We start from the raw sequence: 26,669 nt of genomic DNA, 5'->3' as shown, positions 1-26,669 counted from the left end.
TTTGGCATGATGATTGCATTACCCGGATTTCAGATTGTTACTTTGTTAAAAGCAGGGGTAAAAGCAGTCATATATCGTGGAATTAAGGTTAAAGATCGGTGTCCAGTAATTATCAAAGGGCTACGTCCAGAACAGTGTACACCCAATAATATTGAACAACTCAAACATGAGTATGCGATCGCACAAAGGTTAAATACCACAGCAGCAGTCAAAGCCTACGCCTTAGAGATGCACCAGGGAATTCCTTATTTAATTATGGAGGATTTTCAGGCGCGATCGCTCGATCAGTTGCTAGACCAATTTCAACAGCCTGTGCCGTTTCTGAAGATTGCGATTGAAATCACTAGCAAACTTGCACAAATTCACACTCATCACATTGTCCACAAGGATATTAAGCCGCAAAATATTTTAATTAACCTCGAAACTAATCAGGTCAAAATTGCCGATTTTGGAATTGCTGCCTTCATTCCATACCAACAGCAAATAGTTAGCAGTTCCAGTCGCATTGAAGGCAGTCTACCTTATTTATCACCTGAGCAAACTGGGCGAATGAATCGAGGAATTGACCATCGCAGCGATTTGTATTCTCTGGGAATCACTTTTTATGAGATGCTCACAGGTCAGCTACCATTTCAAGGTAAAGACCCCTTAGAGTGGGTGCATTGTCATATTGCCAAATCCCCACTATTCCCAAGCAAGCTCAACTCTGATATTCCCCAAATGCTCTGTGAGATTATCATGAAATTGCTGTCGAAGGTTGCAGAACAGAGATATCAGAGCGCTTTAGGTTTGCAATTTGATTTGGAAAAATGCTTAAAGCAATTGGAGATAACCGGAGAAATTCAATCCTTTATTTTGGGCGATCGAGATATCTCAGAACGCTTTCAAATTCCGCAAAAATTGTATGGGCGAGAACCAGAAATTGCCAAGCTTTTACAAGCATTTGAGCGAGTTGTTAATCAAGGTAAACCAGAAATCGTGTTAGTTTCTGGCTATGCTGGCGTTGGTAAATCTTCTCTGGTGAAAGAGATTCACAAGCCCATTGTTAGAGAACGTGGGTTTTTTATCTCTGGTAAATTCGATCAGTATAAACGAGATATTCCCTATTCCACAATTGTTCAAGCTTTTCAAACACTCGCGCGACAAATTTTAACTGAGCCGGAAGATAAACTTTATACCTGGAAAAAGCGAATAGAAGCAGCATTAGGGAACAATGGTAAGCTAATCACAGATGTAATTCCAGAAGTTGAACTAATTGTTGGAGAACAGTCTCCTATACCAGAGTTGGGGCCTGCCGAATCTCAAAATCGCTTTAACTTGGTGTTTCAAAACTTTATCAGCGTCTTTGCTCAAAAAGAGCATCCACTCACTGTTTTTTTAGATGATATGCAGTGGGCAGATACCGCTACTTTGAATTTAATTCAAACTATTATTGCTGGCTCTAGTATCCAGTATCTCTGCTTTATTTTAGCCTATCGAGATAACGAAGTAGATGTTGTACATCCCTTTAGTTTAATGATAGAGAAGGTTCACCAGTATGGAGCAAGAACGACTGAAATCCTACTTAAACCGTTGAATCTTGTTTATGTCAATCAGTTAATTGCTGATACCTTACATAGTTCAGCAGAGCAAGTAGAATCCCTTGCTCAATTGATTATCCAAAAAACTGACGGTAATCCTTTCTTTGTCAATGAATTTCTCAAAATGCTGCATCAAGAGAATCTGCTGAATTTTGACCCTCTTCAATTCCCCCTTGGTAAGGGGGGACAGAGGGGGGTAAAAGGGGGGTGGCGATGGGATATAGCTGAGATTGAAGCCCAAGGTATTACAGATAATATTGTCAATCTAATAATTGAGCGGATGCAAAAACTGCCACTTGTAACTCAACAAGTACTTAAATTAGCCTCCTGCATTGGTAATCGCTTTGATTTAGAAGTTTTGGCACTGGTTGGCGAACAATCTATTGAAGAAACAGCAAATGCACTTGTTGAAGCAATTTTAAGAGGATTAATTATTTCTATCGAGTCAGATGAAAGTGTTGATAAAAACTATCGTTTTTACCATGACCGAGTTCAACAAGCAGCTTATGCCTTAATTGCCGATGAATCAAAATCGGCTGTTCATCTGAAGATTGGGCAGCTTTTGCTGAAGAATGCGAATGCTGAACAAGTGAAAGAGCAAATTTTTGATCTAGTCAATCAACTAAATCTCGCGGTGGATCTGATTATTGAACAAACAGAAAAAGATGAATTAGTACGATTAAATTTAATCGCTGGTAAAAAGGCAAAAGCTTCCACAGCCTACACTCCTGCCAAAAGATTTTTTAGCGTTGCCATAAATCTTTTGGCTGAAAATGTCTGGATGGAACAATATGACCAAACATTTACTTTATTTAGGGAACAGGCTGAGTGTGAATTTTTAACAGGGAATTTAGAACAAGCGGAAGAATTATTTGATTTACTATTGCTGAAAGCAAAATCTCATCTAGAGAAATCAAATATTTATATGCTGCAAATCAGACTCTATCAAGTTGCAGGTAGATATGAAGAAGCACTGATATTAGGATTAGAAGCTTTAAAACTTTTTGGGGTGAGATTCCCTGCTACAAATGAGGAAGTGCAAAGTGCGATCGCAATTGAAAAAAACCAGGTATTAATCAATTTAGGCGATAGACAAGTCTCTGATTTAATTAATGCTCCAGCAATTCAAGATCAAAATATTAAGACACTGATTAGTCTATTGACCACTTTGGGGCCACCTACCTATCTCGGTAGACCTGATCTCTTTCCCTTAGTCGTACTTCAAGCTGTTAACTACTCACTCAAGTTTGGTAATACGGAAGATTCCTGTTTTGCTTACAGTATGTACGCCATGCTGTTAGTTTCTATCTTTCATGATATTCCTACAGGTTATGCATTTTCCGAGATGACAATTCAATTGAATGAAAAGTTGCATGATTTGAAACTTAGAGGAGTTGTTCTACACATTCATGGAAGTCATATTAACGTTTGGTGTAACCATATTGCCAGCGATATTCCATTTTTAGAGCGGGGATTTATCGGCTGTGTAGAAGCGGGTGATGTCACGATGGCAAACTATAACGGCTATCAAGGCTCGTGGCAAATTATCCAGTTAGGCTATCCACTTACAGATACATATAAATCTCTAGAAAAATACACTGCATTCGCTCGTCAGTCTAAACATGATGCTGTCTATCAGACAATCAGACTAGAGCAAATGCTACTGATAAATCTGCGGGGATTGACTCACCATAATCTGACTCTAAGTAGTGATAATTTTGATGAATCGCACGCGTTATCTATTATTAAAGATGCAGGTTTTGTCAGTGGAATTATTTTTTATCACATTATCAAGTTAATTATATTTTTTACATATCGACAGTATACAGAGGCGCTGAGTTGTGCCTTAGAATTAACAAATTTTCCAGTTACGACACTAGCATTACCAATTGAAACAGATTATGTTTTGTATTACTCACTAACTCTAACGGCTCTTTATCCAACAGTATCTTTTCAAGAGCAAGAACAGTTTTTGGAAACCCTAAAATCTCATCAACAGCAATTGCAAGATTGGGCTAATCACTGCCCTGAAAACTTTTTACATAAGTCTCAGTTAGTAGCTGCCGAAATAGCTTGCATCGAAGGTAGAGAATTGGCAGCAATGCGTCTGTATGAACAATCAATTGCTTCAGCCCGTGAGCAGGGATTTGTACAATATGAAGCTTTAGCTAATGAACTAGCTGCTAAGTTTTACTTGGAGCAAGATTTTGAACTAATTGCTAAAACCTACTTGGAAGCAGCTAAAAATACCTATATGCGTTGGGAGGCATTTGCTAAAGTCAAGCACTTAGAAGAATCCTATCCTCAGCTATTGCCACAACAACAGCTTGTCTCTAATGGAACGTTTATTACCACAGGTGAGCATTTAGACTTTTTGTCAGTAGTTAAAGCCTCTCAAACTATATCTAGTGAAATTGTATTTTCGCGTTTGTTGAAGACATTAATGCAAATTGTCATCGAGCAAGCAGGAGCAGAAATTGGTTATTTGTTGCTGGAACACGATCAAAATCTGGCGATTGAAGTAGAAGCTAAGGTTAATCCCCAAGCAGAAAAGCTCAATGTTTCTCGACTTGTATTAGAGGGTGAAATTTCACAGGTAATTCCTCAATCAATACTGAATTACGTCCAGCGAACCCACCAGACAGTGATTTTGCAGAATGCCACTGAGCAAAATTTGTTTTCTAAAGACGAATATTTAATTCAAAAGCAACCTAAATCTGTACTTTGTTTGCCGATCGCTCGTCAGTCAAAATTACTTGGTATTTTATATTTAGAAAACAATCTGATCTCCAGTGCCTTTACACAGGAAAAACTTTCTGTACTGGAAATTTTGACAGTTCAAATTGCTATTTCTCTAGAAAATGCTCGTCTTTATCAAGGTTTAGAAGACAGCCAAGCACAACTCAGCTTGGCATTGAAATCTGCCCAAATCGGTGTTTGGAGTTGGGATATTGCCAGCGATCGCTTTGATTGGGATGAGCAGATTTATCAACTATTTGGGTTAACACCGGAAACCTTTGCTGGCACTTCTGAAGCAATTTTAGCTCGTCTGCATCCAAACGATCGCGGATTGCTGGCTCAATCGTTGAGTCGAGCAATTAACGAAGGCGTGGAGCATAATTTAGAATATCGAATTATTTGGGATGACGGCAGTATTCGCTACGCAGCCTGTCGGGGAAAAGCCTTTTTCAATGAAGCAGGTAAAGCTACACACATGAGTGGTGTTGTGCTTGATATCACCGATCGCAAACAATCTGAAGCTGAACGAATCCAACTGATTCAAGAGCAAACCGCCCGACAGGAAGCAGAAGCCAATCAACAACGAGCCGGGTTTTTGGCTCAAGTCAGTGCAACACTCGCTTCTTCCCTAGATTACGAAAGTACGCTAGCAAGTGTGGCAAACCTAGTTGTGCCTTACTTCGCCGATTGGTGCAGCATCGATCTATTGCAAGACAACCAATCAATTAATCGGGTAGCAGTTGCTCACCGAGATTCAGGGAAAGTGAAACTCGGTTGGGAACTTCATCAGCGTTATCCGAGAAAGTTGGATGAACCTCAAGGCGTGCCGAAAGTGCTGCGTACAGGAATTGCTGAAATGGTAACTGAAATTCCAGATGCAGCTTTAGTAGAAGGCATCCCAGACGCAGAACATTTAAGGATTGTGCGTGAACTTGGTTTAAAGTCCTGTATAATTTTGCCCTTGATGGCACGTGAAAGAATTTTTGGTGCAATTTCCTTTTTTACTGCGGAATCAGAACGCCGTTACGGCACGGCTGAATTGTCATTAGCGGAGGATATTGCCCATCGATCTGCGATCGCGATTGATAATGCCCGCCTTTACCAAGAAGCGCAGCAAGCACAAAAAACGGCAGAACGAGCATTGGAGCGCATTGCCCGTCTTCAATCGATCACGGCTGCTCTTTCAGAATCCCTGACACCAGCCCAAGTCTCTGATGTGATTGTAGAGCAGAGCATGGCTGCCTTGGGAGCCAGTTCTGCCCTTGTTGCTTTGTTGAATGAAAGTAAAACTGAACTGGAAATTGTGCGGGCGGTTGGCTATAAGCAAGATTTAATAGACACTTGGCGTACTTTTGCCATCGATTCACCCTCTCCCTTGGCAGAAGCGGTGCGAACTGGGAAATCTATTTGGGCTGAACCAACAAAAAATCGGGCAGATCGTTACCCACATTTAGCAGAAATTTACGCCCAATATGATTTTAATGCCTGGATTTCTATTCCATTGATGGTAGAAGGTTGGGCAGTTGGCGGTATAAGTTTGGGATTTGCCCAGCCTCAACAACTCAGTGAAGAAGATCAAGCATTTATCTTGGCTGTTGCTCAACAATGCGCCCAAGCGATCGCTCGTGCCCATCTCTACGAAGCCGAACGAACGGCACGAAACGCTGCTGAATCAGCAAACCGCATCAAAGATGAATTTCTCGCTGTGCTGTCTCATGAATTGAGAACACCGCTTAACCCAATTCTGGGTTGGACAAAACTGATGCGAACCCGCAAGCTAGATCGAGCAACAAGCGATCGCGCCCTAGAAACCATTGAGCGCAATGCCAAGTTACAAACCCAATTAATTGAAGATTTGCTTGATGTTTCCCGTATCCTTCAGGGTAAACTTAACCTCAACTTTTACCGGATTAATTTAGTATCAGTGATTGAAGCTGCGATCGAGACAGTGCGTCTATCGGCAGAGGCTAAATCTATCCAGATTCAGACAATTCTTGAATCTGGTGTTGGGGAAGTTTTAGGCGATGCCAATCGACTACAACAAGTCATTTGGAATATCCTTTCTAATGCGATTAAGTTTACTCCCATCGGTGGACAGGTAAAAATTAAATTAGAGCAAGTTGGTTCACAGGCACAAGTCGGCGTCACTGACACAGGGAAGGGAATTGCACCTGAGTTCTTACCATTCGTCTTTGATTATTTTCGTCAAGCAGATGGTGCGACAACTCGAAAATTTGGCGGTTTAGGCTTAGGATTAGCGATCGTCCGCCATCTCGTGGAACTTCACGGGGGAACTGTGCAAGCAGAAAGTGTGGGCGAAGGACAAGGAGCAACTTTCACCGTCAGACTTCCATGCTTACAGGATGAAAGCAAAAAAATCAAGGATGCAAGAGATAACTCCTCACTGGTGGCGGATCAGTCCTCGCCCCTGTCTGGCTTAGAGATTCTGGTGGTGGATGATGATGCAGATATGCGAGAATTTTTGCCCTTCATGCTGGAGCAATATGGTGCAACTGTTACCGTTGTCGCCTCAGCCATTGAAGCTTTAACTGCATTGAGTCAATCCCAGCCAAATCTAATTATCAGCGATATTGGGATGCCAGAAATGGATGGCTATATGCTGATGCGACAGATCAGAAGTCTGGAACCAGAGCAAGGAGGGACAATTGCCGCGATCGCTTTAACTGCTTATGCTGGTGAGATCGATCAGCAACAAGCGATCGCTGCGGGATTTCAGCAGCATATCTCTAAGCCTGTAGATCCAGAGGAATTGGTGAGGGCGATCGCGTCATTGGTTCTCGATTTGGCATGATGGTGGAATATAGGTTAAGACAAGAGACGCGATGAATCGCCGTCTCTACAAAAGATATTGTAGAGACGGCGATTTATCGCGTCTTTATTCTTTATTCTGACCGTTGGCTGTTAATTCAAAAATGCAGTAAAGGTTTTACAGTAGTATCAACGATATAGCCAAACACGCAACAGCGACAGCAATTGCTCAGTATCTACGGGTTTAGTAATGTAGTCTGATGCGCCGGCTTCAATACACTTCTCGCGATCGCCTTGCATAGCTTTAGCGGTGAGTGCAATAATCGGCAAAGACTTAAATTGCTCGTTTTGGCGGATCGTGCGTGTTGTTTCGTAGCCATCCATTTCTGGCATCATTACATCCATCAAAACCACATCAATATCTGGTGTATTTTCTAACAGGGTGATTCCCTCTCTGCCGTTTTCAGCATATAAAACCTGGATTTGATAACGCTCCAGCATACTGGTGAGGGCGAAGATATTCCGCATATCGTCGTCTACAATTAGCGCTGTTTTACCAGTGAGTAAGTAGTCTTGTGAATGCAGTTGTTCGAGTATTTGGCGCTTCGGTTCAGGTAAATTTGCTTGGACTCGGTGTAAAAATAATGCTGTTTCATCAAGGAGACGTTCGGGCGATCGCACATCTTTAATAATGATTGTCTCGGCAATCCGTCTGAGTTCTGTTTCTTGAACTTTGCTAATTTCTTTACCTGTGTAGACAATAATTGGTAAAGTTTTGCCATGAGGTAAAAGCTTTATCTGCTCGATAAGTTCAAACCCGGTCATGTCGGGTAGGCCTAAATCGAGGACGAGGCAATCAAAATGCTGGGTGCGAATAGCTTCTAGAGCAGTTGCACCGTCAGCCACAGCAGTGGTCGAAACATCGCTGTTACCTATCAACTCAACAATACTCAGCCGTTGAGTGTCGTCGTCTTCTACTACCAATAAATTTTTCACTTGGCGCTCAACAAAACCTTTAATTTTGGTCAACGCCTCGGATATTGTCTCGCTGGTTAAAGGTTTTTGCAGATATGCGATCGCACCTAGTTGCAAACCGCGTTGTCTGCCTTCCTCAACAGTCATAATATGTACGGGGATGTGACGGGTATTTGGGTTATGTTTCAGACGATCCAATACCGTCCAACCATCCATTTCTGGCAGCCGGATATCTAGCAAAATGGCTGAAGGTAGAAATTGCTGCGCTAACATCAAACCTGTACTACCGGTTTGGGCAGCTATCACCTTGAATCCTTGCTGTTGCGCCATATCTAGAAGGATACGCGCAAAATTAACGTCATCTTCGACAATTAATAACACGCGATCGCCTCTTTCTATAGTCGTGCGATCGTCATTTAGGAGTGCTGAGTGCTGAGTGCTGAGTGCTGAGTGCTGAGTGAGGAGTGGGGAGTGGGGAGTGAGGAGTGGGGAGTGAGGAGTGAGGAGTGTCGATCTAGACTCAGCATTCAGCACTCGGAACGGGCTAAACGCCCCGCTATCGCTAACAGCACTCAATTGTGGCAAGTAGAATGTAAAAGTGCTACCTTCACCGGGTTGACTGATTAGTTTAATTTCGCCGCCGAAGAGACGAGCGATTTCGCGGCTAATTGATAAGCCCAATCCGGTGCCGCCGTATCTGCGACTGGTGGAGCCATCGGCTTGTTGAAATGCTTCAAAAATCACTTTCTGTTTTTCGGGGGCAATACCAATGCCTGTATCGCTGACTGAGAAGGCAATTACAAGCTGGGCACGATTTAAGGTTTCGTTGTCGTTGCTCCACCCTAGCTTCGCCACCGCAATCCGTAAGCGTACCTCCCCTTGCTCTGTAAATTTAAATGCGTTGGAGAGGAGATTTTTCAATACCTGTTGTAAGCGTTTGACATCTGAATAGATGGTGTTTGGCAATTCGGGAGTGAATTCAATTGTAAAGGCAAGTCCTTTGCTCTGAGCAATTTGCCGGAAGGTGCGCTCAATCACATCACCCAACTCTGCCAATGGCATTGGGATCAAATCAATGGACATCGTTCCAGATTCAATTTTAGCGAGATCCAGAATGTCATTGATTAACGTCAACAAATCAGTACCGGCTGAATAAATTGTTTGGCTGTATTCGACTTGCTTGCTGGTGAGATTTTGCTCGATATTATCTGTCAACAATTTCGCCAAAATCAATAAGCTATTCAGCGGTGTCCGCAGTTCATGGGACATATTGGCGAGAAATTCTGATTTGTATTTTGAGGAGAGGGCGAGTTGTTCAGCCTTGTCTTCTAAAGATAGTCTTGCATGTTCAATTTCCCGATTTTTGCGCTCGACTTCTTTCTTTTGCATCGCCAACAACTCTGCCTTTTCTTCTAATTCGGCGTTGGTTTGTTGGAGTTCTTCTTGCTGTCCTTTGAGTAAATCTTCGGAGGTTTTGAGTGATTGGGCTTGCTGTTCTAAGCGCTTGTTGGTTTCGCGGAGTTCGCTTTGCTGGGTTTGGAGTTCTTCAGCCAAAGATTGCGATTGTTTGAGTAATTCTTCAGTTCGCATCGATGCGGCGATCGTGTTGAGGACGATCGCGATACTTTCGGTAAGTTGGTCGAAGAATGTCAGATGAATTTCGCTAAAGCGGCGGAAGGATGCTAATTCAATCACTGCTGTCACCTGTCCTTCAAAAAGTACAGGTAACACCACGGCATTCAGGGGTGTGGCTTCTCCTAAACCAGAGGAAATTTTGACATAATCGTTTGGTACATCCGTCAGTAGAATTCGCTCTTTCTCTAAGGCGCATTGTCCCACCAAACCTTCACCCAATTGGAAGCGGTTAGCTAGATGTCTGCGTTCGCGGTAAGCGTAACTACTGATTAGTTTCAAATACGGTGTATGTTCAACAGACTCCATGAGGAAGAATACGCCGTGTTGCGCTCCTACCAAGGGTGCTAGTTCTGAGAGAATGAGTTTAGATACGGTTTCCAAGTCTCGCTGCCCTTGCAGCATTCGGGTAAACTTGGCTAGGTTAGTTTTCAACCAATCTTGTTCGGTGTTTTTCTGCGTTGTCTCCCGCAGGTTGGCAATCATCTGGTTGATGTTATCTTTGAGTATCGCTACTTCCCCTAATGCTTCAACGGCAATTGAACGAGTTAAATCACCTTTAGTTACAGCTGTAGCAACTTCTGCGATCGCTCGCAACTGAGTTGTCAATGTAGCAGCAAGTTCATTTACATTATCCGTCAAATCTTTCCAAGTTCCAGCCGCGCCAGGTACTCTCGCTTGTCCACCCAACTTCCCTTCGATTCCCACTTCCCGCGCTACTGTGGTTACTTGATTGGCAAATGTCGCTAGGGTATCAATCATCTCGTTGATTGTCTCTGCCAAGGTTTCAATTTCTCCCTTGGCATCTAACATCAATTTCCGTTTTAAGTCACCGTTAGCAACTGCGGTTACAACTCTGGCAATACCGCGCACTTGTGCCGTTAAGTTACCCGCCATCGAGTTCACGTTATCTGTTAAATCTTTCCAAGTCCCCGCCACACCTTGGACTTGCGCTTGTCCGCCCAACTTCCCTTCAGTTCCCACTTCTCGCGCCACCCGCGTTACTTCACTGGCAAAGGAACTGAGTTGATCTACCATCGTGTTGGTGGTATTCTTCAAATCCAAAATTTCGCCTTTGGCATCGACGGTAATTTTCTTAGATAAGTCGCCATTAGCTACCGCTTTCGTAACTTCGGCGATATTGCGAACTTGTCCGGTGAGGTTCCCCGCCATCGAGTTCACGTTATCTGTTAAATCTTTCCAAGTCCCTGCAACTCCTCTGACGTAAGCTTGCACGCCCAATTTACCTTCAGTTCCCACCTCACGGGCAACCCTGGTAACTTCTGATGCAAAAGAATTTAGCTGATCCACCATTGTATTAATGGTGTTTTTGAGTTCTTGAATTTCACCTTTCACATCGACGGTGATTTTCTTGGATAAGTCGCCGTTTGCTACGGCTGTGGTAACTTCGGCAATGTTCCGCACTTGCGCCGTCAAACTTCCCGCCATGAAGTTTACGCTGTCGGTTAAATCTTTCCAAGTGCCGGCGACACCTTTAACTTCTGCTTGTACCCCCAGTTTCCCTTCAGTTCCCACCTCACGCGCAACTCTTGTAACTTCACTTGCAAAGGAATTGAGTTGATCTACCATTGTATTAACGGTGTTTTTCAACTCTAAAATTTCACCTTTGACATCAACAGAGATTTTCTTAGATAAGTCGCCATTAGCTACGGCGGTGGTAACGGCGGCAATGTTTCGTACCTGTGCCGTTAAACTTCCCGCCATGAAGTTTACGCTATCGGTTAAATCTTTCCAAGTTCCAGCCACGCCGCGCACATCTGCTTGTACGCCGAGTTTACCCTCACTTCCCACCTCACGAGCAACCCGCGTTACTTCGCTTGCAAAGGAATTGAGTTGATCCACCATAATATTGATGGTATTCTTGAGTTCGAGAATTTCGCCTTTGACGGCAACAGTAATTTTTTTGGATAAGTCACCATTTGCGATCGCAGTTGTCACTTCGGCAATGTTCCGCACCTGTGCTGTCAAGCTTCCCGCCATGAAGTTTACGCTGTCGGTTAAATCTTTCCAAGTGCCTGCAACGTCTTTAACTTCTGCTTGTACACCAAGTTTACCTTCAGTTCCCACTTCTCGCGCAACTCGCGTCACCTCACTTGCAAAGGAACTGAGTTGATCCACCATTGTATTAATGGTATTTTTGAGTTCCAGAATTTCACCTTTGACATCCACAGTGATTTTCTTGGATAAATCGCCTGTTGCAACCGCCGTAGTCACTTCGGCAATATTCCGCACTTGCGCCGTCAAGCTTCCCGCCATGAAGTTTACGCTATCGGTTAAATCCTTCCAAGTTCCAGCCACGCCGCGCACTTCTGCTTGTACGCCCAATTTACCTTCGCTTCCCACCTCACGCGCAACTCTTGTAACTTCTGATGCAAAAGAATTGAGTTGATCCACCATTGTGTTAATGGTGTTTTTCAACTCTAGAATTTCACCTTTGACATCAACGGTGATTTTCTTGGATAAGTCGCCTGTTGCAACGGCAGTAGTTACTTCGGCAATATTCCGCACCTGTGCCGTCAAACTTCCCGCCATGAAGTTTACACTATCAGTTAAATCTTTCCAAGTTCCAGCTACACCGCGTACATCGGCTTGCACACCCAATTTACCTTCACTACCAACTTCACGGGCAACTCTTGTGACTTCACTGGCAAAGGAACTGAGTTGATCCACCATTATATTGATGGTATTCTTTAGTTCGAGAATTTCACCTCTAACATCGACGGTGATTTTTTTAGATAGATCGCCATTGGCGATCGCAGTGGCAACTTCGGCAATATTTCGCACCTGTCCGGTGAGATTACCCGCCATTAAGTTAACGTTATCAGTTAAATCTTTCCAAGTCCCCGCTACTCCCCGGACTTCTGCTTGTACCCCTAACTTCCCTTCAGTTCCCACTTCACGGGCAACTCTTGTTACTTCTGATGCAAAGGAATTCAGTTGATCCACCATTGTATTGATGGTATTTTTCAACTCCAGAATTTCACCTTTGACATCCACAGTGATTTTCTTAGATAAATCGCCATTTGCAACCGCCGTTGTCACTTCCGCAATATTCCGCACCTGTGCCGTCAAGCTTCCCGCCATGAAATTTACGCTGTCAGTTAAATCTTTCCACGTACCCGCTACGCCGCGAACTTCTGCTTGACCGCCTAATTTACCTTCTGCACCCACCTCACGCGCAACTCTTGTTACTTCCGATGCAAAAGAATTAAGTTGATCCACCATGATATTAACGGTGTTTTTCAACTCTAAAATTTCGCCTTTGACATCAACAGTTATTTTCTTAGACAGGTCGCCATTCGCTACCGCCGTTGTTACTTCCGCAATGTTACGGACTTGGGCTGTTAAATTTCCAGCCATCAAGTTAACGTTGTCAGTTAGATCCTTCCAAGTTCCTGCAACTCCTTTAACTTCTGCTTGTACGCCCAACTTCCCTTCAGTTCCCACTTCACGGGCAACTCGCGTCACTTCACTCGCAAAAGAATTAAGTTGATCTACCATCGTGTTGACGGTGTTTTTGAGTTCGAGAATTTCCCCTTTGACATTAACGGTGATTTTTTTCGATAAGTCACCATTTGCGATCGCAGTGGCAACTTCGGCGATGTTGCGAACTTGTCCAGTGAGATTACCCGCCATCAAGTTAACGTTATCAGTCAAATCTTTCCAAGTACCAGCCACACCTTGCACTTCGGCTTGGACACCCAATTTCCCTTCAGTTCCGACTTCACGGGCAACCCTGGTAACTTCACTCGCAAAGGAACCAAGCCGTTCTACCATCGTGTTGACGATATTAGCAGTTTGGAGAAACTCACCTTGCAGGGGTCTGCCGTCAATTTCTGTGGCGATCGTTTGGGATAAGTCACCATTGGCGACCGACCGAATTACCCGCGTAGTTTCAGCTGTTGGTTGAACTAAATCTGTAATCAGAGTATTGACAGAAGTAACACAATCTGACCAAGAACCCCGAACATCTCCGAGAGAGGCGCGATCGGCAATTTTGCCTTCTTTGCCGACAACGTTACCAATCCGTTGTAGCTCCGCCGCCATCCGCTCATTTTGATCGATAATATCATTGAGCGTATCAGCTATTTTACCCGCCACACCAGTATGGTCTATGGGCATCCGAGCAGAAAAGTCACCCTGTTTGACAGCATTCAGCGTTCTTAGTAGCTGATTTAAATCTAGATTGTCGCTGTCTCTAGTTAACTGTTCGGTTGCCATAGCTTAATCTCTAAATAATTTTCTAAGTTTTCGTATTTAAAAAAGGTTTTCTCAGAGCAGAAAGTTGATTTTAACTCTCATTAGTGTTTTTAAGTTTTCTGGTACTCACCATAGCAACAAATCTTTGGTAATTTGATTAGCTTGAAGTACGTAGTTATTTAAATGTCGAATCTCCCTGGTAGTTACTGATACTGAGGTTTGCACCAGTAAGACGTACTCATTCTAATGATAACGGGGGAAATTAAAATTTCTCAACGGACAAGGCAAGAGGGCTTGGTTAGGAAATACCTCAATCTACACGTAGTGATGCGTCCCAAACTGTCAAAGGCATAAAATTACTGGGTGAAGCGATCGCGATTCGCGATTAAATAAAGATTTAATATTATAATTGATGCGTTATTGTCCGCCGACTTGACTCATTACAATCTCAATTAAAATATTCTCTAAGTCGCTACTCAATAATTTCGTCATATTGATTAGCGTCGTCTTCGGGTAATTCTTTAATTTCCACTAATACATCCGCCAAAGTTTTTTCATCTAGCCATTGATGACGTTCTTTGGTGTAGTCTCCTTTACCCGGACTGAAATATTGAATAAACCGAATAGTATCAGCAACTCCCAGAGAATTGATTAAGGCATCGTAGCCCTGTTTAATAATTTCATTTTGGGTTTTCATCATTACTTTCCTCGGCTTGTATTACTTCAGCCAGCCATTGAACAGGATTATTAATCAATACGTTAATTAATTGAGAGTTTTTTTGAGCTTTTTTGAAGAGTCTGTCATCTGTTGTGAGAAATACATCAGCCTGACTTCTTTCCGCGCTGGCAATGTGGGTGGCATCATAGCTGGAGAATCCTAATTTTTGAAGTTCAGCGGCTCTATGTTCAATGAAGGTGCTATTAATAACTTTAATTTTAGCAATGTCGAGTAATTTTTTGACGTTTTGTAGTCTTTCTAAATCAGGTGTTTGGTTTAATTCGGCGATTAAAGCACTGCTATTGATAAGTTTCCAAGTCGCTGATTGACATTGACTTAGAATTGTCATAACTGCCTGTGCTTCTAAATAAATACGGGATTGCGTCTGGTTATCAAAGGGACGATTTAAACAACAAGCATCAAGATAGATTTTATATTGTTTGCTCATCTAAATCAAATTTAAGTCTGGTTAACTCTTCTTTTCCAAATGGCGAATCAATTCACGTCTTTTGACTATAATTTGACAGTAATCTGTTCACGGACGACATCTTTACCGGAAATTTGTTGCTCTGCGAGTTCCCGATTTGAGATTAGAATCAACTCTATCGCTTCCCGTAGACTTTCTCTAGCTTCTTCCAGTGTTCTCTCTTGGACATTAGTGCCGGGTAACTCTTGGACATACCCGATATACCAATCATCTATCTTTTCAAATACAGCAGTAAAAGAATTTTCCATTGTTGGATGCTTCATAACCAAAGTTTATATTTTACCTTGCATAACTAAGAGATTAAGCCAAAATTTGTTTTTTATCTAGTGGCTTAAGTGTCGCTTGATCCTTGCTTATCAAAATATGTTGCCTTGATTTTTCGTAGTTGATTTTTCTGCGCGATTGCATCTAGAAACTCTTCCTCTATAGTATGGATGGAAACTATATTCTCTTTAGGTAAAAAGACATAACCATCTCCATATTCTTCAGCAATATATAAAACTACACCCTCAACGGAAATTTTTATGATATCCCATGCTTCCCTTGAGTAAATCTCCAAGTAACCCCTTTGCTCTAATTTGAACAATATTTCCGGTAGTTCTTTCAATTCTATATAAAACAAGTTTTTTTCTATACCATTACCAAAGGTCATGCCTGATTTTTTAAGGTACTCAGTTGTATCTTCTAAATCATCGTCTTTAATAGTAAAAAACTTTCCAATAATTGTCTGACTCATTGCAATATCCTTTTTCAGTCCTTACCTCTAAACGTTCTTTGATTGTCTATTGAATATTTTACTCAGCTTCTTGTTGCGTCTTTCCTTAACCCATCTTCATCGAAAAAGATAGTAATCAGAAACTTCATAATTTATCCCTATTTACTAAACTGTAACGCCCTCCAACTCTTCATCTGTCAACTCATATAATTGGCGTAGCTTATCTAACTTATCACCATCAGCTTCCCAGAAACCCCGCCCATGCGCCTCTAACATTCTCCCTAAAATATTGCGAAAAGCTTCAGGATTTGCCTTGCGTAATTTATCCGCCATCTCTGCATCTAATGCATAAGTATCAGCCGCTTGATCGTAAACCCAATCATCGGTAAAATCGGCAGTACCACCCCAACCAATCAACGCCGTCATCCGTTGGGAAATTTCAAAAGCACCACCAGAACCTTGATTCGCCATTGCTTGCGCCCATTTGGGATTTACCAACTTGGTGCGATACTCCATTCTGAGTAAATCATCTAAATTGCGCGGTGTGGTATCTTTGGAGAAACTTTCCACAAAGCTGGTTGTAACTTTTTTCCCACCTTGTTTTTCTGCTGCCCTTTTCAAACCGCCAGTATTGGCGTAATATTCTTGAATATCAGTTAAACCATATTCTACCGAATCGATTTCTTGAATAATGCGATCGCTAGTTTTTAACAACGTATTCAAAACTTCCGGTCTAGCTTGACCTTTATCTTCTCTCCCGTAGCTGAATACATTGCGACTTTGCCAAGTATTCCCCAACTCCTCACCAGATTCCCAGTTACCATCAACCACCCGATCATTCACCAAAGAACCAAAATCACCCGCCGGATTAGAAAACAATCTCGCCGATGCATTTTCCACACCTTGGGCTTTTAAAGCTAAAGCGTGTCTTCTAATAAAATTCCGATCGTCCGGTTCATCAGCATCAGCCGCCCGTTGAAATAAATCATCCAACAATTCGATGATATTGACAAAACTATCCCGGAAAATCCCAGACAAATTACCCAACACATCAATCCGGGGATGTCCCACCTCAGCCAACGGCTTCAACTCATAACGAACAACCCTACCAGTTCCTTCCTTAACAGGTTCAGCCCCCACCAATTCCAACAGAATCCCCAGAGATTCACCCTTAGTTTTAATCGCATCCAATCCCCATAACATCACCGCCACCGTTTCAGGATATTTCCCGTATTCCTCCAAATGCTGGGCGATAATTTTTTGACCAATTTCCCGCCCCCGTTCATACGCCGCAGGCGAAGGCATCCGATAAGGATCTAAAGCATGAATATTCCTCCCAGTTGGCAAAACACCAGCGCCATCCCGCAACAAATCTCCACCAGGCGCAGGCGGAATATACTCCCCATTCAACCCTCTTAACAAATTCGTTAACTCATCCGTAGATTGCATCAACAAATCTCTTATTAGTCTTTCTTCTTTTTCTCTTTCTTCAGGTATTCCTTTCTCATCGCCAAAATAAGCTTCCAAATACGATCCTAATTCCTCCTCACTCGGCTTTTCCCCCAAAGTATGCAACCCCGAAGAAAACAAACGATTTTCTAAAACCTGTAAATATTCGTACAACTCCACCAAATAATCATCAAAAGCATGACTGCTAAACATCCGCACATTTTCGGGAGTAAACGCAATACCCAACCTCTTCGCATCCGCAAACGGACAATCTGCATCTAAACCAGAGTCTACAATTTTCTTACAAATCCCTTCCTTCAAAACATAATTCTTTTGTGGATCTTCCCGATACTCCGCAATCAAATCCCGCAACGCCACCAATTCCTTATACAAACCTGCACGACCATAAGGTGGTACATTATGAGAAATCAACACACCATAACCGCGACGTTTTGCCAACATCGATTCAGACGGATTATTCGCCGCATATATATATAGATTAGGCAAATTTCCTAACAGAATATCCGACCAAGAATAACCCGTATTCCCCAACGGAGAACCAGGCAACCATTCCACCGTCCCATGCATTCCAAAATGAACTAAAGCATCAGCTTCAAACTCATTTTGCAACCATTTATAATAAGCAGCATATTGGGGATGAGGCGTTAAATCTCGTTCAAACATTAAGCGCATCGGGTCGCCTTGTATCCCTAATGGTGGTTGTACACCTATCCACACATTGCCTAATTGCACACCGCCAATTTGGAATTCATCGCCATAAGTTTTAATTCCAGTTCCCGTGAGAGATTTCCATTGTTTTTCGATGCGGGAAGTTTGCAGATATCCCAACCATTTTTCTAGAGTACGAACATTGACACTACTTGTGGGGTGGGCATCTTGCCCGCCATTATCTAGGGGCAGGCGAGACGACTGCCCCACAAGAGAATTAGCTTCATCTGCTTCTTTCACCCAGCGAATCAATTCTTCGCCATCTTCTGGTAAATCTCCCACGGTATAACCTTGTTCTTTAAGTGCGTGGAGAAACTTCAGCAAACTACGCGGCACATTTAATAATGCAGCAGTCCCCACAGCACCATAACCTGGAGGAAATCCATATAAAATGATCGCAATTTTGCGTTCCGAAGCAGGTTTTTGCCGCAAAGCCACCCAAGTTTTTACCCTACCAATTAATCGCTGCACCCGTTCGGGAACCAGATAAATATTTTCGCCGACCAAACCACCAAGGGGAACGGTATCAATAGCCCCATCTAATTCTGGTAAGGCGTACAATACTACACTTTGCAAGCCGCCGATGCCTTGGCGTGTCCACGAGGAAATATCTTGAATTAATAGTGGTGCAGCAACAATATAAGGTACATTTTTGGCAGTAAGGATGCGTTTTGCGACTTCTATTTGACGGCCAGCTTCCATTGAACCAGCGGGGCCACCTACCAGAGGAAAGCCAATTGTAGAGACGATCGCATCTACTTTTACTGCTTCACTTGATAGTGAGGGAGTTTCTATATTACCTAGTTGTCGTTGCTGAATTTCATATTCAGTTGTCATTAAATCTCGTACCGCCACGTGTCCTTCTACGCCGTTGATGAAGATGGGTAAAGGAGTTAAGCCGGCTTTTTCAAAACTGCGAATTAGTTGGGGAATGTAGGGTTGTTTGGTGATGACGTGTTTTCGGTAGAGGAGAATTCCGATAACTGGGGAGACGCTATTAGGGAAGACGCGATTCATCGCGTCTCTACAATGGGTTTTATGCCATTCTAAATACTCGCGGGGCGATTCAAAAAACCCTGGATAATCGGGGTGGAGTAATCCGATGTTGGGGGTTTCGACTAGCGGGGGTATGTCGCCGACTTTTAAACCTAAGTATTTTTCTGCTAGTGTCCAGAATAATGAAGCGACATTTTCTGAACCGCCAGCATTCCAGTAACCATAAATAATTAACCAGTTGCGTAAGTCTTGCACTTTTTGCACTGGGACGTATTTTAGTAGTTTGGGGCCAATTTTTAAGAAGCTGATGTAACCAGCGAGTTTGTCTTCTTCTCGTCCGTTGCTAAATTTGTCGAGGATGAATTTAACTGGTTTGGGCATTCCTTTGGGTTTGTCGCCAATGGCAAATATACCCAGCTTGGTTAAACTCATCAATTCTAAGGCTGACTCAAAGACTAGACGGATGGGAATTTGGGAAATGCGATCGCGCAACCACACAACCTGGTCATAATCAAATAGTAGGCTACCGAAAAACACATCAGCGTCATGCAGTGCTGCTTCTACTTCGGCACGTTGACTGGTAAGATCGCGATCGCTAAATACCCGAATATCCAACTCAGGACAGCGAGAGTTAGCCAAAAAGGCTGCTTTTCTGTACAAGTCAGCGTTGAATGATTCAAACCCAGCAATCAAGACGATGCGTTTCATGCCTGTAAGCTACGAAATATTTCTTTACTTAAATTTTAAACGTGCTTTCAGGCTGATTGTTAAATATCTACCCACAGATTCCGGTCAGTAGTTCCTTGAGGGAGGTGGGGCTTCACTATCACCAACGCTTTTGGGATATTTTGATTTCACAAAATTTGTGATGTGTTGAGTCAAATTAAGTGCATCATTTAACTCTTTTGATTCTTGTAGCGCTTCATATAGTGAACGGATTTATGGTGGTGACAAGTTTGTAAAAGTACGCAACTCGGTAATATCTAATCTCCGGTTAAACTCACTAACATAAACTTAAAATATGTTGTTCTTTTTCACTTGTGCTGACACCTAAACTTACATAATGATATTTCTAATCTTTGATATTATTAGAATTAATTTGATGCCATCGATATCTAAAAGACTCTATAGGATTACTATTTGATTTTTGAACAACACGTAGGGTGTGTTATCGCGAAGCGTAACGCACCATTCTCAAGGGTTTGGTGCGTTAGACTAAAGTCATAACGCACCCTACAAATACTTAATTTTTTTCAGAAATCAAACCGGATTCCTATATGCTTTCTTTCATCACGAGATAGAAGTGATCGTTACAGGCATAATCCCAGGCGATCGCCCTGCCTATTCCCCAATAGGAAAAACCAGATAGAATCTCTTTTCCATTGCCTGTTACAGAAAATTCTCCTCTCAATTCTTGCGTAAGTTCTGCAAGTTTGCTAGATTGATCTTCCCCTATAAAACAAAGAGTCCACCCTAAGCCTGGTTCATTGATGGAATTCTCCAGTAGCTTCACAAAATTTAAAGATCCCATGTTGAGCCTCGTTTCTTGAGCAGTTTATCTGATAAATCTCGCACAGGTGTCTAGAAGCAAACGCGTATTCATTAATACTGTAAAGTATTATGTGTTAAGCTGCTCAGGGTTAACAGGAAGCCAAGGGTAGAGTCTGTTAAGACGTTAAGACCTTATAAACCCAGGTTCACATCAGGGGGTGTGTTCGGTTTAGGGATTTGGGCATCTAACTAAGTACATTTGTCATGGCTTTCCACTTTTATAAGGCGTTATTATCTAAATAATGGAGGCAATTGCTGGATTTCAATTTATTGGAAAAATTTACTGGTTATTCTCGATATTGATAACTTATAATAGTTGTGTTTTTGGTTGCAATATGGCTTTGAATTAGGGGATTTTACCAAATAAAAGTTCCTGTTCAAGTTTGCACAAAAACTTATTTGGTCTAATAGCATAGTAATGCTGAAAATAATGAAGCCATTGCTAACAAGTATTTTCACAAAGTTATTAACCAAACTTTGTTTATATAATTATAAGAGTTTTGAACTAGTGTAAAAACAAGTAAATTGAGGATGAACTAATGAAATTTGGAATTGATAGCGGGCACAATTGTCCACCAGATACAGGAGCTAGAGGTATTAAATTCGAGGATAATTTAACTCTAGATGTAGGTAATAGAGTTATAGCCAAATTAAGAGCTTTAGGAAATGAAGTCGTAGTATGTAGACCAAGTAGTGCTAATACAGTCCGTGACTCACTCTCAAAAAGATGTTCTACAGCTAATTCAAGCAGAGTAGATATTTACGTCTCGGTTCATTTTAATGCTTTTAACAACCAAGCTAACGGCACAGAAGTATATGCGACTAGCGATACTGGTAGAAAAATTGCTAAACCTGTATTAGATGAAATCGTCAAGTTAGGATTTTTTAATCGTGGCGTTAAAAGTGGTTCCCACTTGTATGTTCTGAAAAATACAGATATGCCTGCTATCTTGATAGAATGTTGCTTCCTCGATTCGCAAAAAGATATGAATCTTTTTAATCCTGAAGCAATGGCTAATGCAATTGTCAAAGGTTTAACTGGTAAAGTGCCAAGTGCCCCGGTTAACCCTGTACCAGATGAAGAGGAGAACATAGATGAAACTATTCTCAGACTGCAAAAATCCTTAAATAGACTAAAAATAACCGATAAAAATGGTAAGGTTTTAGTGGAAGATGGCTTCACGGGGGCTAGCACCAAATCTGCCGTAGAAAAATTTCAGACTATTGTCGCAGTTCAGCCGACTGGAATTGCTGACGCAACTACATGGAATGCCATAAATCTAATTTTGGCAAAACGAATTATCAGACCAAACCATGCCGGTGGTGCAGTTGTCAGATACTTGCAATATCGTTTAGGTGTTGAGAATGATGGCGTCTACGGGCCGCAAACTGAGGTTGTAGTTAAAAACTTTCAAAAGCAAAATGGTTTAGATGCCGATGGCATTATCGGCCCTGCTAGTTGGCAGAAATTAATTGGTTAGGCTGATGGGGACTAGACCCGGATTTCTCACGCATAGTGTAGGCTTCAGGGGAAGAGGAGTGTGGGGAGTGTGGGGAGTGTGGGGGGTAAAACTTCTTCCCCATCCTCCCACGCCTCCCACACCTCCTGGATTTCTCACTTGTGAGAAATCCAGGTAGAGACTAGAGATTGGGGTAGTAGTGCTGAGTAAAGAAGTTGGGAATCTGAACTTCTTTACTCAGAACTGGGAACGGGCTAAACGCCGCGTTACTGCTAACAGAACTGTTTTGCCTAATGAATCAGTGAAGGGATTAATTTTATCAACTTACAACCATATTTTGTTCATAATATCTTTGGCAAGGGCACAAACTGCCAAAGTATTTGAGATAGCGTTAATATCCCTTAAAGCTATTGAGAGAAAATAATTAAAAGAAATAACCAGGGCGGAGTTTAAAGATGAGATTCCAGTAAGACAGCGATCGCTATTCTCTGGTTTCACTGACTGAATCATCCTAGTGTGTAGATATAGGCTTGTCTTAACCGCCTTACCATCTCCCGACGTACCTCATTTTGGACACGGTTTCCACGTCGCCAGTGTTCTAACTGAATATTATCAACATAGAAACGGACAGAAAATTGCATAGCAGAGCCTTGGATATCAGTTAGCTGAACTTGTGGTTCTTTCCAGGCAGTATTAGACTCTTTAAAACTATCATGTAACCATTCGACAAATTTTAAGGAATAGTCATCTAATCTTGTTTCATCTACTCCGGGACTTGCGATTTTTTGAAATAATTTATTTAGCTTAATTTTCATAAGTTCAATTTTTTGCTCCCATTCGTCTGGTAAAAGATGTTGGTCTTCAATTACTAAATCAGGATCTTTTAACCAAGTTTGATACCATTGGCGAATCAAGCCAATTAGAGTTTGTTTTTCAGTCGGCTCTTGTTCTTCTAGGCGCGATCGCAGACGTTTACCCTTACGTTCTGTGATGACTACCAGCCCCACAATGTTCATTATTTCTAAATAGTTTTTCTGGAGAATTTTTAATTCTTCTGAATTCAATCCACCCTTTTCTACCTTTTTAACTTCTCTAACAAAATCTTCAAATGCTTGCTCAATTTTTTGCAGTTGCGTGTTCACATCTTTTTCAATTAATAAACGCAGCCGTCCTGCTTCTTTTTTTGACAATTTATCATCCTTGGCTTCTGTCAATGCAGCAAAATTGTCTAGATGTTGAAGTTTTTCATCAATATCGCCTAATGTGTCTGGATGACCAAGGATAATTTGTTGCAAAATGTTTGTTGCTACCACTGCGTCAGCATCAACTCTAACTGACACTTGAATCGTATAAGCGTAGTGAGTTGTAGGACGACTGAGATTGACTATGTTTTGACCTCCCAAAGTCGTGTTTGGTGTATAAACCTCGCAATGCTCGTTAATCAGATATAGTTTTGTTACCCGGATACCAATGTGTTTGATAATTGCAATTGAACCATCTGGCATGGAGATGACATCTCCAAATCTAAAGGGTGTATCAACTAGTAAAACTAACCCACTGAAAAAATCGCTTAAAATATCTTTTACTGCTAATCCTAACACTACAGTGATGCTACCTATTGCTAACCCAATTCCTGTTAAATCAACCCCAATGGTGCTGAAAAATAGAGATATGCCAATGAGGTAAGTGATGACTGGGATAAAATTTTGTAGGAGTGGAATTAATACGTCATCCCAGACAGCCTCAGTTTTTCGGGCGTAGTCTTTTAAGTAGTAGACTGCTGCTTCTGTAAACAATAAAGTTATGCCGTAAGTGAAACCAAGAATTAGGAAAGCCGTGAGTCCTCGATCGATCAAATTAATAATTCCCCCCGATCCGAGTTGAGTCAGAGAGAGTTTTAGACTAGCAAGGATAAAAATAGCGATCGCAGGGATTTGTAAGATTCCAAGGATAAACAGGGCTGTATCTTTTTCTGTGCGGCGTAGAAACGATCGCAGTAGATAGAAAAGTAATATATAGAGTACAAATACAACAACTATAGATGCACCGAATGTATAAAAGAAAGAGCTAATTTGTGCCCCCGTGGGAAAAGTCGGAGGTGGTGGTACTACAACAGAAGGTTTTGATGCAGTTTCTGCGGCTTGGGCGATAAGGGTATAATTCATTAGTGCCTGTTTCAATTATTGCAATTTCAAATAAGTCGCTCTAGCAATTTTGGATTTTTAATTTTAGATTTTTGATTGAAGGAAAAATCCACAATTAAATGACTCCTGAGTGCTTTTTTGTTAATTAAAAGAAAGTGCCAAATTAACCTTCGGCACTTTCAGCGCGCACGGGAATTACAATTCCTTCCCGCAGCAGTGCATTCGTAAAAATCTTCCGAAGAACGCGCTGAATCTGAAGATGTTTTCCTGGCTTTACTTTCGTCAATGTTCGCAGCAATAAGTTAGACTCTCCCAGACTTTCGACTCCATCCACCTGTGTGCCTTCGAGTACATCTGCATCGTCTGCTTTTAACTGCTGTCCCACCTCCTCAATGACTTTGTACACGTGCGCTAAGTTGGAATCATAAGGCACACCAACTTCTACTACTGCAAAAATATACTGTTTGGAGTAATTAGTAATTGAGCCAACATTGCCATTCTGAATAATCTGCAATTGACCATTAGGATGTCTGACACGAGTGGTTCTCAGTTCAATCGCCTCGACAATACCTTCGACAACTTTATCTTCAGCTTTTCCAGCTTCAATATAGTCACCGACTAAGTAGTAGTTTTCAAACAGAATAAAGAAGCCGCAAACAATATCGTTTATTAGTGTTTGTGCCCCTAACCCCACAGCGATGCCAACAATACCAGCACCTGCAAGTATGGGAGTGGGATCTATATTCAGGGCATAGAGAATGAAAACTGTAGCACCAAAGTAAATTAAGTATTGTAAGAAACTACGAAACAGAGGAACGAGCGTCAGGCGTCTACTTCTTTGAATATCAGTTAGAGTCTGGTCTTTGAACAGCACCTCTTCAATAAGTAAATAAACGACTTCAAACAACACGCGACTAATGAAGATGATACCGATTATCTTGATCATTCGCGGGCCAAAAGTTGCGACATTAGCAATTAGCTGCACCTGCTGAATCACTAATGTTGCCATGCAGACATAAATCACAAATTCCAAGCAGCGCTTTAAAAACGGTATCAGGTGTCGGAGGCGATCGTAGAATCTTAGCAGGTTATCAGGATTGGAGTATCTGATGCTGAGAGCGTCTAAGCTATCAACGATCGCAGCGACTGCTTTGAGTATAAGCAAGCCGACGGCAATGATTAGATAGATTCGTAGCGCGATGTACAAATATTCCGAAACCGTTGCTGGCAATTTGAGAAACTGGGCACATAAGATGGTAGCCCACAGCCAGATTCCACCACTGATTCTGTCATAGAAGGCCTTAAAGAAAGCATCAATACTTTCATCATCAGCAGTATTTTTTTCTAAGTTCTTGGCGCGAGTGCTGGCTACCTTCAGCCAATATTTGAGAAATTTCAGGGCGATCGCCGCTAAAATCAAAGTGCCAATACTCTGAGCTATGCCAATTCCTACTGTCACCCGAAATCCTGATGGGATACGCTCAATCAACAAGAGTGTGTATTGCTGAAGATTTTCGCCCCGATAAACTAGATAACCATTAGCACCCACAATCAGAATGCACGACACCACACAAGCAAGTAACAATAACCCTGTGATATTTCGGCGGAGGGTTTTGATACTTCTATTGTCGCTTTTAGGTGTAAAGGTTTTAGTAAATAGCTTGAATAATTTGCTGAAAGCCCAGTTCAGTAATACAAAAACAAAGATTATCAAGCTGACTTCAGCCAAAATAATTAATACATTCATATATGAATATCAAACTGAATGAATTTAACAGTTGTATATCAAAATCTATTGAGATCATCAAGTTTTTTTATACATAGATGATTATTATTTCATATAATCACAACTTGTCAAGTCATTAACATTTTATTCACAGGTTCACTTTTCGTTTTATCTTCACCGACTTTAACTAATATCATGTCCGCATAGTTAGTTATGCTAACCACAGTCATTACACCACACCCCTCCCCGCAAGCGGGGAGGGGAGACAAAGCGTAGCTTTGGCGGGGTGGGGTTCTTCGGGTTTAATAAGCAATCAAGTGGACATGATATAAGTGAGAATAAATAGAAGTAAATTAAGTAATGTAAAAAATATTGAGATTAGTTTGTAGTGAAAACTTTTAATTATTTATGCTGCTCTACTTAACGCTCTTTAATCACTCTGGTCAAAAAAAATCTCAGCCAACTTTTAAACAATAGACATAAATTAGGTTTGGAGCTTTGTTTGCTAACATTATGGCTAAAATCATCATTTTTGCCTGAATGACATGAGAGCATTTCTCTGGTGTTCACTGCAATAGTTGCGCGTAGATAATGGGTTAATGTGTCTTTTACTCCCCGTATATCTGCGTCTTTACATCTTTCTAGCGATTTGAACTATGCAACTTACAAGCGCATCAGCTTATTTCTGGACTTTAGACTAAAGGTGAGCGATCAGTAAGTGAGAGGGTGGGCAAAAAATAAAGGGATGCCTGTAATCACAAGCACCCCAGTAACGGAA

General features: G+C 41.7%; 12 protein-coding genes. 2 read left to right on the top strand and 10 right to left on the bottom strand.

Annotated elements, in window-relative coordinates; genetic code table 11:
* Positions 1 to 6 precede the first annotated feature (6 nt).
* On the top strand, positions 7 to 7,131 hold the full coding sequence (locus V7K61_RS07105) for an AAA family ATPase (protein WP_335052207.1): 7,125 nt from the start codon (positions 7 to 9) through the stop codon (positions 7,129 to 7,131).
* Between the two features lie 146 nt (positions 7,132 to 7,277).
* Here the strand turns inward: V7K61_RS07105 and V7K61_RS07100 are convergent, their stop codons facing one another.
* The 7 genes from V7K61_RS07100 to V7K61_RS07070 all read right to left on the bottom strand — a co-directional run bounded on the left by V7K61_RS07100 (position 7,278) and on the right by V7K61_RS07070 (position 20,541).
* Positions 7,278 to 13,937 carry a HAMP domain-containing protein gene (locus V7K61_RS07100; protein ID WP_335052205.1) on the bottom strand — a complete coding sequence of 2,220 codons (6,660 nt, stop codon included), beginning with the start codon at positions 13,935 to 13,937 and terminating at the stop codon, positions 7,278 to 7,280.
* Positions 13,938 to 14,388: 451 nt separating this feature from the next.
* The gene (locus V7K61_RS07095) at positions 14,389 to 14,613 is read right to left on the bottom strand and encodes a hypothetical protein (protein ID WP_196525443.1); all 225 of its coding nucleotides are present in this window, start codon (positions 14,611 to 14,613) and stop codon (positions 14,389 to 14,391) included.
* The gene (locus V7K61_RS07090) at positions 14,597 to 15,082 is read right to left on the bottom strand and encodes a PIN domain-containing protein (RefSeq protein ID WP_335052203.1); all 486 of its coding nucleotides are present in this window, start codon (positions 15,080 to 15,082) and stop codon (positions 14,597 to 14,599) included. Before V7K61_RS07090 ends, V7K61_RS07095 begins: the two co-directional genes overlap by 17 nt.
* A gap of 65 nt (positions 15,083 to 15,147) precedes the next feature.
* Positions 15,148 to 15,384: a type II toxin-antitoxin system HicB family antitoxin gene (locus tag V7K61_RS07085; protein WP_335052201.1), complete on the bottom strand. Its 237-nt coding sequence runs from the start codon at positions 15,382 to 15,384 to the stop codon at positions 15,148 to 15,150.
* A 68-nt stretch (positions 15,385 to 15,452) separates the two neighbouring features.
* Positions 15,453 to 15,857 carry a hypothetical protein gene (locus V7K61_RS07080; RefSeq protein WP_335052199.1) on the bottom strand — a complete coding sequence of 135 codons (405 nt, stop codon included), beginning with the start codon at positions 15,855 to 15,857 and terminating at the stop codon, positions 15,453 to 15,455.
* Positions 15,858 to 16,001: 144 nt separating this feature from the next.
* Positions 16,002 to 19,718 carry a magnesium chelatase subunit H gene (bchH, locus tag V7K61_RS07075; protein WP_335052197.1) on the bottom strand — a complete coding sequence of 1,239 codons (3,717 nt, stop codon included), beginning with the start codon at positions 19,716 to 19,718 and terminating at the stop codon, positions 16,002 to 16,004.
* Between the two features lie 565 nt (positions 19,719 to 20,283).
* Entirely contained in the window at positions 20,284 to 20,541 is a 258-nt protein-coding gene (locus tag V7K61_RS07070; protein ID WP_335052195.1) for a hypothetical protein, read from the bottom strand.
* Between the two features lie 559 nt (positions 20,542 to 21,100).
* Here V7K61_RS07070 and V7K61_RS07065 point away from each other — a divergent pair.
* Complete coding sequence (locus tag V7K61_RS07065) at positions 21,101 to 22,042, top strand: N-acetylmuramoyl-L-alanine amidase (RefSeq protein WP_335052193.1); 942 nt, start codon at positions 21,101 to 21,103, stop codon at positions 22,040 to 22,042.
* On the opposite strand, the gene V7K61_RS07060 is transcribed toward V7K61_RS07065, so the two are convergent.
* The 3 genes from V7K61_RS07060 to V7K61_RS07050 all read right to left on the bottom strand — a co-directional run bounded on the left by V7K61_RS07060 (position 22,031) and on the right by V7K61_RS07050 (position 25,912).
* Positions 22,031 to 22,180, bottom strand: a complete 150-nt coding sequence (locus V7K61_RS07060; RefSeq protein ID WP_335052191.1) for a hypothetical protein — start codon at positions 22,178 to 22,180, stop codon at positions 22,031 to 22,033. The genes V7K61_RS07065 and V7K61_RS07060 overlap by 12 nt on opposite strands.
* Positions 22,181 to 22,527: 347 nt before the next feature.
* Positions 22,528 to 24,186 carry a mechanosensitive ion channel family protein gene (locus V7K61_RS07055; protein ID WP_335052189.1) on the bottom strand — a complete coding sequence of 553 codons (1,659 nt, stop codon included), beginning with the start codon at positions 24,184 to 24,186 and terminating at the stop codon, positions 22,528 to 22,530.
* Between the two features lie 142 nt (positions 24,187 to 24,328).
* The gene (locus V7K61_RS07050) at positions 24,329 to 25,912 is read right to left on the bottom strand and encodes a mechanosensitive ion channel family protein (protein ID WP_335052187.1); all 1,584 of its coding nucleotides are present in this window, start codon (positions 25,910 to 25,912) and stop codon (positions 24,329 to 24,331) included.
* Positions 25,913 to 26,669: the final 757 nt, after the last annotated feature.

Source organism: Nostoc sp. (genome assembly GCF_036918015.1).
Classification (GTDB): Bacteria; Cyanobacteriota; Cyanobacteriia; order Cyanobacteriales; family Nostocaceae; genus Nostoc.
This window is presented reverse-complemented; position numbering and strand designations above follow the sequence as displayed.

Excerpts from the sequence above, each read along its gene's own strand:
- V7K61_RS07105 (WP_335052207.1), top strand. The coding sequence starts at position 7 with ATGATGATTGCATTACCCGGATTTCAGATTGTTACTTTGTTAAAAGCA.
- V7K61_RS07100 (WP_335052205.1), bottom strand. The coding sequence starts at position 13,937 with ATGGCAACCGAACAGTTAACTAGAGACAGCGACAATCTAGATTTAAAT.
- V7K61_RS07095 (WP_196525443.1), bottom strand. The coding sequence starts at position 14,613 with ATGAAAACCCAAAATGAAATTATTAAACAGGGCTACGATGCCTTAATC.
- V7K61_RS07090 (WP_335052203.1), bottom strand. The coding sequence starts at position 15,082 with ATGAGCAAACAATATAAAATCTATCTTGATGCTTGTTGTTTAAATCGT.
- V7K61_RS07085 (WP_335052201.1), bottom strand. The coding sequence starts at position 15,384 with ATGAAGCATCCAACAATGGAAAATTCTTTTACTGCTGTATTTGAAAAG.
- V7K61_RS07080 (WP_335052199.1), bottom strand. The coding sequence starts at position 15,857 with ATGAGTCAGACAATTATTGGAAAGTTTTTTACTATTAAAGACGATGAT.
- bchH (WP_335052197.1), bottom strand. The coding sequence starts at position 19,718 with ATGAAACGCATCGTCTTGATTGCTGGGTTTGAATCATTCAACGCTGAC.
- V7K61_RS07070 (WP_335052195.1), bottom strand. The coding sequence starts at position 20,541 with ATGGGATCTTTAAATTTTGTGAAGCTACTGGAGAATTCCATCAATGAA.
- V7K61_RS07065 (WP_335052193.1), top strand. The coding sequence starts at position 21,101 with ATGAAATTTGGAATTGATAGCGGGCACAATTGTCCACCAGATACAGGA.
- V7K61_RS07055 (WP_335052189.1), bottom strand. The coding sequence starts at position 24,186 with ATGAATTATACCCTTATCGCCCAAGCCGCAGAAACTGCATCAAAACCT.
- V7K61_RS07050 (WP_335052187.1), bottom strand. The coding sequence starts at position 25,912 with ATGAATGTATTAATTATTTTGGCTGAAGTCAGCTTGATAATCTTTGTT.